Raw genomic sequence first — 11,243 nt, forward strand, 5'->3', positions numbered from 1 at the left:
AATCCTTATGGCGATCAGTCACAAGAGATTGAAGACAAATATTATCGGCTAAGACCATTGAGTCTGTTCGATGTGGGTGGCGTAACGCATTATAGTTGTTCGTCTTAGTCTGCCCCTAAATCTAACGCTCAATAATGTAGAACCTACCGGGGTCAAATGTGAAACAAAAGGCATGACCCCCTGATTCTCTGATGAGTCGGTTACCTTACCGCCCACGAAGCCACTTCTATTCCTTTCTGTTACTTTCTCTCATGACCAACAACCCAACTACGTGGCATTAAACTGCGATTTCCATTGACTCACTTCCATTACTTTTACTAATGCATAAGTAAAATATTTATCGTGATTAATATCACACTTTTTTATTGCTAGAACAACGTCGAAACTCTACTATCTGCGCCTCAAAGCCCTCATGGCTTTCTATCACCAAATTAACTTCACGCTATGACAACGAGAACCAAAAGAAATGGCACCCAAATATCCATTAGCTAAACTGACCTTTCTTATCGCCCTCCTTACCGCTGTAGGGCAGATGACTCAAACCATGTATGTGCCGTCGATTGGACAAATGGCGCAAGAGTTTCGTGTCAATCCAGCGATGCTTCAAGCGGTGATGGCGTGCTACCTTATTCCTTATGGACTGTCTCAGTTTATTTATGGCCCTTTGTCCGACAAACTCGGCCGCAAGCCTATTATTATTGCAGGACTCGCGATCTATTTAATTGGTGCTCTCACCAGCCTATTCGCACACTCATTTGAATTATTTTTGCTCGGTAGCTTTATTCAAGGTGCCGGAATTGGCAGTGGCGGCGCAATGTCTAGAACGCTTTCTCGTGACTGCTTTTCTGGTGAAGAATTGCACAGAGCAAACAGCATTATTAGCATGTGCGTGATATTTTCACCTCTATTAGCGCCGGTACTAGGTGGCGTGTTGACTGAAACAATGGGCTGGCGATCAAGCTATCTGTTTTTAACCCTATTTGCCGTTGCTGTGGTGATCATTATGTCATCAAAACTTACGGAAACATTGCCAGCCGAACGAAGAACAAAAAGCTCAGCAATGGAAAACTATCGCGTTGTTCTGTCTGATAAACGATTCCAAGGCTATGTGATCTGCTTAGTAGCAACCTTTGCTGGTGTCGCCGTATTTGAAGCAGCTGCGGGAGTGTTATTTGCGGGCGTGCTCAAGCTGTCTGCCTTAACCGTAAGCATTTTGTTTGTGTTACCTATTCCTGGCTATTTGCTAGGTGCGGGATTCTCATCGGTCATCGCAAAACGCTACGGCAACCGTTCTGCGTTTAAGTTCGGATTGATTGCTATTATGATTGGCTCGATCGTGGTGTTAATTCCGGGTATGCAAGGTTCGACGGATGCTTGGACACTCACTATTGGCTCGACTCTTTACTTTCTCGGGGCGGGTGTTCTCTTTCCAGCTGCAACAACAGGAGCACTCACGCCATTCCCAAATCACGCTGGAACAGGTGGTGCGGTACTAGGGGGCATGCAAAATCTAGGAGCAGGTCTTACTACATTAGGGGCGTCAATTATACCTGCAACCAGCCAATTACCCCTCGGTATCATCATGCTGGTCATGGCATTACTCGCTATGTGGGGCCTGCATATCGCGAAACGAGATAATGGTCCAAATAATGCTAGTGATACAGTAATGGTTTAATCCGACTTAATTACTGCGGACTCTACTCAGCTTTATATGCCCAAATATTGCGGAGTAGAGTCCTATAGCGCGCTCACATTCAACGTTGCGCTATCGAGAAATCTAAGCGCCCTAGCACGCTTACTATTGCGTGTTCTCTCGCGATAGTAAGCGATACGACGAGCTAACGTCTCTTGGCTTCGTCGGTTATCATCCATATTCTAACAACACTCGTCGCAGATACGCATTCATGCGGCTGGAGCCTTCCAATCCACTACCTATCCAACATCAAGCTGCATCAAAAACAACACATAAAAGAGAAACATTTATATTGCTTCTCGTGATAGCCATTCTCATCATCCTCTGTATCTTTCCTCTTTATCTCTTTATCCCTTTATTTCACCGTTCACGATTAAACCAAACCGTTCGTCGCAATCTTTAAATGAATAACAAGCCACATTGTATTGTGGCTACATACAACGAAAAGGAGAAGACATGATGAATGCTCGAACAACAAGACTAATATTACGATGGGTGCATATTATCGGTGCGTTACTTATTGGAACGGCGCTGTACTCGCCACTGAACTCTAGCCCAACCTTTATGACTCTCGTGTTATTTATTATTGTTCCTGTCGTGGCAATATCAGGAGTAGCAATGTGGAAACAAGGTAAATTGATGACACTTTTAAAGGCGAGATAGCGATAAACACCCACTATATTAACTGTTCATAATATCCATAGGGCGCGTTCATTATCTTTATTAAACGCGCTCAACCCACAATTCATGATCCTCTACTCCGACCACGAAATCTGCTGGCTAGATTCTCCTTTCTCACGCACTGCAAATATGTATAATTAACAACCATCATTATCAGGGTCTCATTCGCAGCACTGATACCCTAGAGCCCGATGTGGACTTTATATGAATTTATCAAAAATAATCGCTCCACAGCTGCTCAAAATGACTTGGAACCAGTCTGCTCACCTCGCAAGAAGTGTTCGCGCAAATTATCGACGAGTGAACCATAACAACCGCCGCGACTTTAATAAACAACATACCCAAATCCTAGAAATGATCGGTAAAGGTATCCCTGCCGCCGATATCTATAACAAAATTGGTTTATTATATGAGTCTCGTCATCCTGGGCTACGTTGCTCAATGTTAGAGCTCCACGGTGATACCTTAATTCATGGTGGTGCACCGAGTATGCCCGAAGAATACTGCCGAGCCGTCAACGGATTAAAGATAGGTCCGGATATCGGCTCTTGTGGCACCTCAACTTATACCGGTAAACGTGTCATCGTAGAAAACATCGAGACTGACCCAAGATGGAAAAATATCAAACAATTTGCCCTCCCCCATGGAATGCGCAGTTGTTGGTCTGAGCCTATTAAAAGCTCCAGTGGTGAAGTACTTGGGGCATTTGGCATGTATTACGACTACCCCGCAACACCAAACAAAGACGAATCAAAAAGCCTTGAATCCGCTGCGATGCTCGCCAGCATTGTGATGGAGCGGGATAAAAACCAAAAACGTATCAAAGAATTAGCGTATACCGACGAGTTGACTGGGTTTTCAAGCCGAGCCTATTTCTACCTTAAGCTTGAAACACTAGTAAAAGAAGCTCAGCAAAACAAGCAACGCTTTGGCGTCATATTTATTGACCTAGATAACTTCAAGAATATTAATGATAGCTTTGGACATGATGTCGGTGATCGTTACCTTCAAGACATTGCCAAACGATTAACGCCGATCATCAATGATTCATATTTAATCTCCCGTCTAGGAGGAGATGAGTTTTGCATTATTGTTAAAGAGTCAGCGACGACACAAAACAGCGAACAAATTGCGCTACGTTGCCTAAATGAGATCTCCCAAACCACTGAAATTTCAGGTCGAGAATTTGTGCAATCGTGCAGTATTGGCATCGCTCATTATCCGGAGCACGGCCGAGATGTCACAACGGTATTGAAGTCCGCTGATACCGCGTTGTATCGAGCTAAAGATGCAGGTAAAAATCAATATGTTACCTATGACAAAGCGTTCACCATAGCAGCTGAATACCAATTCAACGTCGAGCAGTTATTACGTTGTGCAATAGACAACAAAGACATCACCATTGTTTATCAACCGCAAGTAGAGTTGAATACTCAGCGCGTGATTACCGTCGAAGCACTTTGTCGCTGGTATCACCCAGAGCTTGGCCAAGTCTCCCCCGACGAATTTATTAAAATCGCCGAACGAACTGGAATGATTAAGCCGCTCACTGAGTACGTTCTAGCGACAGCGTGTAAACAAGCCGTCATGTGGAAGAATGCAGGGTACTCTCGAATACGCCTAGCGGTAAATATTTCAGCGGCGCACTTTTTAGATCCAGACTTCATTCCATTAATCGAACGAGTTCTCTACGAAACAAAAATGGACCCGAACGATCTTGAATTAGAAGTCACTGAAACGGTGATTCAAACTAAACCAACTCATCAACTCGTGTTTAAACGCCTAAAAGCACTGGGTATTAAACTCGCCATTGATGATTTTGGAACCGGCTATTCGTCCTTCGCCTCATTAAAACACTTAGATGTGGATGTACTAAAAATTGATAAGTACTTTATCGACGATATATTAGTCGATAGAAAATCACAGTACCTCGTGGAGTCAATGATAGGTATGGCTCACAACCTCGGGTACTACGTGGTTGCAGAAGGAGTGGAGAATCAAGAACAAGCTCAACTACTCAAACCTATGTCATGTGACGTTGCGCAGGGCTACCTGTTTAGTAAACCGACCCACCCGGAAAATATAGAAACACTTCTGCGCCAAGCCCACTAAAACAAACGTTAGCCCTAAAGTGTTGCTATTGGCACGATGCTATTACCTCCACCTGCACTGACCGAGGTTGAACCACCCGCTAAATCTACCGATTTAGCACCGCTTTAATGGTGTATGTCCTCACGCGTTCTCAACACTTCATCATATTTGAGCAAGGTCTTTATACATACGAACTAAGGCCAAAAAACTGCTCAGTTTTGGCCTCAATAAAGTGATTAAGTAGCAATCGCAGTGTTCTGAGTTGGTATCGAGATGATAGCTAGAACAAATGCTTCGTGTATATGTCTGGTAAAGCATCATCTCTTTTCAAAATATCTTCCAGTCTGGAATCGAAGTTCTTTGGCTTTTTGTCTACATACAGATAAGTTTTTGATTGGGGCCGTTGAAAGCTTTCTCCAGTAATGACGGCCTGTTTTCCTTCATCTATAAAAGCGAACAACTGTGCCATTAAAAAAGTATTGTCGTCCTCACTATTCATATGTGCTTTACCTGTAGGTTGAAGCCCAAATAATGCTGGCCAATAACCACTTTCATGCTTTTTACTCTCACCGTAAAGAAAGAGAGTGAGGCCAATTTTGTCTTCGCGAAATCCAAGATTTTCAAACTTGCACGCGGCTATTTTTCCAAATCGCCATGTGTAAACTATTCCTCGTTGTCGATCGAAATGGATCTCCGCCAGACGAGGGAAACGGAGCAAGCCAAAAGTTAAAACTAAAGATATCAGGGTTAGCACTGAAATAAAGGCCATTGTTCCATAGACCGATGTTCGATGCCTATCTGTACTAAAGTTACTGGCGGCAATTATATATTCAAGCTTGGAGCCTTCGCCGTCATCTCCAACTAAAGCTTCGTAATAAAGGTATTCTTCTTTATCGAAGCTTTCGCCCGTTCGTTCAAAATCCCGTTTTTGTTCGACTACAGCATTTGCAAAAGCTACTTCACCACCATTAGGACCAAAATCGTATATAAATTATATAGATAACAGCCAAAATCCAATCACCCAAGGTAATAAATATATGGACCGAATGTTATGTGCCGCATTGCGTATTGAGAGAACATTATCATTGACTGATATAATTGGTTCTCCAGGATCTGGATAGGTTTAAATGTCGTTATTGCTTAACTATTTGACTAACCGTTAGTTAACTAAACTTCGTTAGCAGTGCCATCGTGAACGATTACTTTCTAACTATCGACGACTAACTATTAAAGTACAGGCACACTCGGCGACCATCAACCTCTCTAATATCAAATGGAATTTCATATAACGACTCCATGACGCTTTGCTCAACCACTTCATGGACAGTACCCGATTTAATCACTTGCCCCTTTTTCATCGCTACAATGTTGTCTGAGTAACAAGATGCAAAGTTAATGTCATGGATCACAATCACCACCGCTTTATCAAACTCATGGGCAAGTCGACGCAAGGTGTGCATGATTTCAACCGAGTGTTTAATATCGAGATTATTAAGCGGCTCATCAAGAAAAACATAATCGGTATCTTGTGCAACGACCATCGCAATGAACGACATTTGGCGCTGACCGCCACTAAGCTGATCGAGATATCGATGTTGAATATCTTCAATACCTAGGTGCCCCAAAGCCTGATCAATAATGTCATTATCAGCCTGAGTAAGTCTTCCTTGCGAGTGCGGAAAACGACCAAATGAAACCAGCTCTCGGATAGTAAAGCGCATATTGATATTGTTTGACTGTCGTAACACCGCTAAGTGCTTAGCCAGCTCTTTGGTTTCCCATTCTGCCAATAATTTATCGCCAATTAAAACCTCGCCAGCATCACTTTGTGTTAAGCGACTTGCCATCGATAACAAGGTACTTTTTCCTGCACCATTAGGGCCAATAATGGACGTAACTTCACCTTTGGGAAACAGAGCGTCTGCGTCTTGAACCACAAACGTCTTACCGTACTTTTTACTCAGTCCAGTTAACTTAATCACTCTCGTACCCTTAATTAATTCTATTTCTTAGCAACAAAAACAAGAAGTAAGAACCACCAACCAAATTGATGATCACACTGATTGTGGTTTGAAATACCAACACTTTTTCGACAAACCACTGCCCTGTCACCAACAATAATATCGCCAGTAAACTGCTCGCCATTATCAGAAAACGATGCTGATATTGATTGAACATTTCTCGCGTTAAGCTCACGGTAATCAGTCCAAAAAACAGTACAGGCCCAACAAGAGCGGTTGAAATCGCTATCATCACCGTGATAAGCATCATGATTCGTTGCGTAAGCTGTTTAGTATTCACGCCCAAACTGGTTGCATTGTCGACACCTAACCACAATACATCGAGCTTCGGCGCGTAGTACCACAATAGAACCAAGCACAAAGCTAATGGAATCAAGCTCCAATACACTAATGTTGCATTGATATTATTAAAGCTGGCAAACATCGAGCTTTGAATTGTGGCAAATTCATTGGGATCGACGAGCATCGTTAAAAAACCCGTCACACTGCTAAATAAACTTCCGCATACAATACCAATCAATAATAAAGTGAAGACATTGTTATCTTGACGTTTAAAGTAGAAGTGAAACAGCAACAAACTAAAGAAAACCATAATGATCGTCGACAATAAGAAATTACTCATTGTATGGATAACCCAAAAGCTGCTGCTCCCTAAGATAACAACCATAAGCACTTGAATCATAAGATAAAGGCTATCAAAGCCTAAAATCGACGGCGTCAATATACGGTTATTAGTAATAGTCTGAAATACCAACGAAGACGCTGAAATCGCGACGGCAGCCAAAACAATGGCCAAAATTTTCGGCGCGCGACGGGATAAGAAGAACTGATAATTATCAGCCGTCAAACCTTGGCCAATAAACCATGTAATGATGGCTAAACAACCCGCCACCAATAAAGCCACTTTATAAGAATCACGCATGGGCTTTGTCTCTCAACACCAAATAGATAAACACGGCACCACCAAAAATACTGATGATCATTGAGATAGGCATTTCATACGGGAATATAATCACACGCCCTAAAATGTCAGATGACAATACCAGTATGACCCCCCAATATGCGGTCCAAGGTAAGATCTTCTTCATGTTGTCACCCATAAATAGTGACACGATGTTTGGTACAATCAGCCCTAAAAATGGAATAACTCCGACGATCATCACCACAGTAGAAGCGCTCACAGCCACAAGAATCACGCCAAGAAAGACAATTTTCTGATAATCCAAGCCGATATTTTTTGCAAAACTTTCACCCACACTTGCTGCACTAAATTGGCTGGCGTAATAATAAGCAAGTAAGCACGCTGGGATGGCTAAGTACAATATTTCGTAGCTGCCTTGCAAAACACTGGCGAAGTTGGCGACTGTCCAAGATGACATGGTTTGGACCAAGTCATATTTATAGGCAATAAAAGTCGTCAGCGCGGAAACCACATTGCCGTACATAATACCAATCAGTGGAACAAGAACCGCATTCTTAAACTGCAGCCTTTGCAAAAATCGTACGAAAAGCAAGGTACCTGCGACTGAGAAGGTAAAGATCACGCCTAAATGAGCCCATTGAGAGGCTCCACCAAGGAAGATTAGACCAACAACGTAGCCTAATAGCGCACAATCAATCGTACCCGTAGTGGATGGTGACGCGAATCTGTTTTGCACAATCTGCTGCATAATAAGACCGGCAACACTTAACCCTGCACCTGCTAACATAATGGCGATTAAACGCGGAATTCGGCTCACCACGTAGATGGAATAGGCGTGTTCGTCGCCACGAAAGACATCTGCGAGCGAGATATTCGCGGCGCCAATTAGCAGTGACGACACTGCTAAAGCGCCTAATAATACAAGAGCGAAGAGATACTTATGAATAGCCATGAAACAACATTAGACTCAGAAAATTGGATTAGACCCCAAAAATAATATGGCTTGAACGCCATTTTACCGTAGGTAGGGCAAGTCTATAGACTCGCCCTAGTGGTCGAAGGCTTGAAAGTTAAAGGGCGCTAGTGATATCAGAGATCATCGTCTGCGTTGCTGTCACACCACCACCAGAGAGATACCAAGCATTAGGGTCAATGAACACCACTTTTTTAGCTTTGGCCGCTGGCGTTGAGTTAACGAGTGGATTATTGAACATTTCCTTCGCTTTACCAACACTTCGACCAATCGCTTGCTCTCGGTCTAGAATAAAAATAACGTCTGGCTTCGCGTCAGAAATATATTCAAATGAAATTAAGTTGCCATGGGAACCTTCAACAGGCGCAACATTTTGGCTGTTTGACTCAGCAAAGTTAAAGTCGTCAAAAATGATCGAAAATCGGCTGCCTTTATTAAACATGGCGACGTTATTGCCGTTATTCATGAGCATCAATGCGTTCAGTTGCTCTTCCTCGACTTGATCTGCGGCAGTCGTAAGCTGCGATTGTGTCTCTTCGATCAGCGCTTCCACTTCTTGCTCTTTATCAAATAATTGACCGAGCATACGCCAGTTTGCCTGCGTATCTTGCCAGTACTGCCCATTATCCACATAGAACATGACCGTCGGTGCGATCTCGTTTAACTCATCGTAGATTCTCAACATACGGTTTTCAGCAATAATAACGTCTGGCTTCAAGGTATAAATAGTTTCAAAATCAGGTTCGCTCACTGAGCCAGTATTACTTGTAGATGTCTTATACTGGGTAAGGTAAGACGGTAATAGGCCGTGCGGTGCACCTACTGGTTGCACACCTATGCGGTCTAATACATCCAAGCTACCATTGCCCAGTACTACCACACGTTTTGGTGTTTCTTTGAATTCTACACTCCCTTTGTAGTGATCAATCGTGACTGCAAAAGCGTGACCAACAAACATCGAACACGCAGCAACAGTGATGCTTGCACGCTTGATAAAACCGAAAACCTGATTCATTCCCTAATACCCTATATATCTTGTGGTTATATTAAACAAGCTCATTATCACCTCAATATAAATAGGAATCAATATCATTCTTATGATTAATTGCATTTTTATTGTCGTTGATCATATTTACCTTTTGCCGCTCATTGTCAGGGTTTACCAACAAACCCTCACTAAATGAGATAAACATGGTCAATATTTGTTCTAAATTTAGAACTATCCCTTCCAATACTTGAGAACGCGTCAATAGGTGTTACATTCATTTACACAATATAAATATAAGGGCCGCTTATGGCAGGTTTAAGTCTTCTCACTCTTCTTGACGATATTACTGCGGTACTTGATGACGTCGCATTATTATCAAAGGTCGCCGCCAAAAAGACCGCTGGCGTACTGGGTGATGATTTAGCACTCAATGCACATCAGGTTTCTGGTGTCGCGGCGGAACGGGAAATTCCAGTAGTCTGGGCCGTCGCCAAGGGCTCGTTTAAAAACAAATGCATATTGGTTCCTGCTGCGCTCATCATTAGCTTTATCGCGCCTTGGTTGATCAATCCCCTTCTGCTTTTAGGTGGTCTATTTCTTTGCTATGAAGGAGCAGAAAAAATCATCGAAAAGCTCTTTCATGGTAAGCACGAAAACGCAGAAGAGATCCCTAGTCTCGACACGGAATCGATTGAAGAATATGAACAAAAGAAAATAGCAGGGGCAGTTCGTACCGACTTTATCCTATCAGCAGAGATCATTGTCATCGCATTAGGAACGGTGCAAGGTCAGTCCACGACAATACAAATTTTAGTGGTGTCATTGATTGCGGTATTAATGACCATTGGCGTTTATGGGCTCGTCGCAGGCATTGTGAAACTCGACGACTTAGGCTTCTACTTAGATAAAAAGGGAAAAGGAAAAGGCTTTATGTCTTGGTTCGGTAGAGGCTTAATTGCTTTTGCCCCTAAGTTCATGAGAGTCCTAACCATTGTTGGCACTGCCGCCATGTTCTTAGTGGGAGGCGGGATTGTTGTGCATAACGTTCCAGCCGTACACCACCTAATAGAACCGATTATCATGGAGTTACCCAATATATCACTTGCTAAAGCGGCAATTCCTGTGTTGCTAAATGGTGCCGTCGGAGTGGTCGCAGGTGTACTCGTGGTGGCGGTGATTGAAATAGTCTCTAAAATTCGTACAGCGGTTTCATCTTCATAGCCTCTCGCCTAAACCGTGCTTAAGGACATAACGAACGGTCATTATTATTAGCACCGTTCGCTATGTCATCGCGGCGCGCTCTTCTCCCAACGAACTGAATCAGGTAAGAAAAAGTTAAATCAGCGAAGAAAAAGCTGAATATGCGACATCCAGTCACAAAACCAGCCTGCATTAACTAGACACCATCCCACCTGTTGCATAATGTGTACAGAGCATCGCTATTGTTAGGAATTATGAATGGAATCATCAAGATTACACCGCCCTGTTTTGGTTTGGGTTGTTTTATTCGCCTCTACCTTGGTCGGATGTCGCGATTCTGAGCCCGTTTCACAAGCGGAAATAAAGCCTAAGTTAACGGTCGAATCTTTACAACTAGAGCAAGCAGAGCACTACAACGTCAAACGCGAGTATGTTGGAATAATTAAAGCTGCCCAAAAGGCAAATTTAGGGTTTGAGCTTGCGGGTAAAGTATCTGAAATTTACGTTGATGTTGGCGATCGCGTCGAAAAGGGACAATCGCTCCTAACACTGGATATCGAATTACTCAAAACAGAAGCTAATCAACTTAAAGCTCGAGATAGAGAGCTCAATGCACGCCTAGATTTGGTCAAAGCCAACCTCAAACGTCAACAAGCCTTAAAAGCCAATGGCTT

The 11,243-nt window shown here is 43.0% G+C and carries 9 protein-coding genes and 1 pseudogene; 5 read left to right on the forward strand and 5 right to left on the reverse strand.

Annotated elements, in window-relative coordinates; genetic code table 11:
* The first annotated feature begins 466 nt into the window (after positions 1 to 466).
* The 3 genes from emrD (at position 467) to MD535_RS24415 (ending at position 4,486) form a co-directional block, all read left to right on the forward strand.
* Positions 467 to 1,675: a multidrug efflux MFS transporter EmrD gene (gene emrD / locus MD535_RS24405; protein ID WP_265677777.1), complete on the forward strand. Its 1,209-nt coding sequence runs from the start codon at positions 467 to 469 to the stop codon at positions 1,673 to 1,675.
* A gap of 474 nt (positions 1,676 to 2,149) precedes the next feature.
* Positions 2,150 to 2,356, forward strand: a complete 207-nt coding sequence (locus MD535_RS24410) for a hypothetical protein (RefSeq protein ID WP_265677779.1) — start codon at positions 2,150 to 2,152, stop codon at positions 2,354 to 2,356.
* Positions 2,357 to 2,578: 222 nt separating this feature from the next.
* Entirely contained in the window at positions 2,579 to 4,486 is a 1,908-nt protein-coding gene (locus MD535_RS24415; RefSeq protein WP_265677780.1) for a bifunctional diguanylate cyclase/phosphodiesterase, read from the forward strand.
* Positions 4,487 to 4,745: 259 nt separating this feature from the next.
* Here MD535_RS24415 and MD535_RS24420 read toward each other — a convergent pair whose 3' ends face one another.
* From MD535_RS24420 to MD535_RS24440, 5 genes are all read right to left on the reverse strand, one after another.
* Positions 4,746 to 5,234 (reverse strand): hypothetical protein, encoded by a 489-nt coding sequence (locus tag MD535_RS24420; protein ID WP_265677781.1) that lies wholly within the window; start codon positions 5,232 to 5,234, stop codon positions 4,746 to 4,748.
* A gap of 451 nt (positions 5,235 to 5,685) precedes the next feature.
* A complete protein-coding gene (locus tag MD535_RS24425; protein WP_265677782.1) occupies positions 5,686 to 6,447 on the reverse strand; it encodes an iron ABC transporter ATP-binding protein in 762 nt (253 codons plus the stop codon).
* Between the two features lie 10 nt (positions 6,448 to 6,457).
* The gene (locus tag MD535_RS24430) at positions 6,458 to 7,408 is read right to left on the reverse strand and encodes an iron chelate uptake ABC transporter family permease subunit (RefSeq protein WP_265677783.1); all 951 of its coding nucleotides are present in this window, start codon (positions 7,406 to 7,408) and stop codon (positions 6,458 to 6,460) included.
* Positions 7,401 to 8,360 (reverse strand): ABC transporter permease, encoded by a 960-nt coding sequence (locus tag MD535_RS24435; RefSeq protein WP_265677784.1) that lies wholly within the window; start codon positions 8,358 to 8,360, stop codon positions 7,401 to 7,403. The genes MD535_RS24430 and MD535_RS24435 overlap by 8 nt, the downstream gene beginning before the upstream one ends.
* A 118-nt stretch (positions 8,361 to 8,478) precedes the next feature.
* Positions 8,479 to 9,396 (reverse strand): siderophore ABC transporter substrate-binding protein, encoded by a 918-nt coding sequence (locus tag MD535_RS24440; RefSeq protein ID WP_265677786.1) that lies wholly within the window; start codon positions 9,394 to 9,396, stop codon positions 8,479 to 8,481.
* A 279-nt stretch (positions 9,397 to 9,675) separates the two neighbouring features.
* On the opposite strand from MD535_RS24440, the gene MD535_RS24445 reads away from it, so the two are divergent.
* Positions 9,676 to 10,590 (forward strand): DUF808 domain-containing protein, encoded by a 915-nt coding sequence (locus MD535_RS24445; RefSeq protein WP_265677787.1) that lies wholly within the window; start codon positions 9,676 to 9,678, stop codon positions 10,588 to 10,590.
* A 237-nt stretch (positions 10,591 to 10,827) separates the two neighbouring features.
* A pseudogene (locus MD535_RS24450) lies at positions 10,828 to 11,243 on the forward strand (efflux RND transporter periplasmic adaptor subunit); the annotation flags it as partial.

Source organism: Vibrio qingdaonensis (assembly GCF_026191675.1).
Classification (GTDB): Bacteria; Pseudomonadota; Gammaproteobacteria; order Enterobacterales; family Vibrionaceae; genus Vibrio; species Vibrio qingdaonensis.

Bases quoted from the DNA above. Each gene is read 5' to 3' on its own strand.
- emrD (WP_265677777.1), top strand. From the start codon at position 467: ATGGCACCCAAATATCCATTAGCTAAACTGACCTTTCTTATCGCCCTC.
- MD535_RS24410 (WP_265677779.1), top strand. From the start codon at position 2,150: ATGATGAATGCTCGAACAACAAGACTAATATTACGATGGGTGCATATT.
- MD535_RS24415 (WP_265677780.1), top strand. From the start codon at position 2,579: ATGAATTTATCAAAAATAATCGCTCCACAGCTGCTCAAAATGACTTGG.
- MD535_RS24420 (WP_265677781.1), bottom strand. From the start codon at position 5,234: ATGGCCTTTATTTCAGTGCTAACCCTGATATCTTTAGTTTTAACTTTT.
- MD535_RS24430 (WP_265677783.1), bottom strand. From the start codon at position 7,408: ATGCGTGATTCTTATAAAGTGGCTTTATTGGTGGCGGGTTGTTTAGCC.
- MD535_RS24435 (WP_265677784.1), bottom strand. From the start codon at position 8,360: ATGGCTATTCATAAGTATCTCTTCGCTCTTGTATTATTAGGCGCTTTA.
- MD535_RS24440 (WP_265677786.1), bottom strand. From the start codon at position 9,396: ATGAATCAGGTTTTCGGTTTTATCAAGCGTGCAAGCATCACTGTTGCT.
- MD535_RS24445 (WP_265677787.1), top strand. From the start codon at position 9,676: ATGGCAGGTTTAAGTCTTCTCACTCTTCTTGACGATATTACTGCGGTA.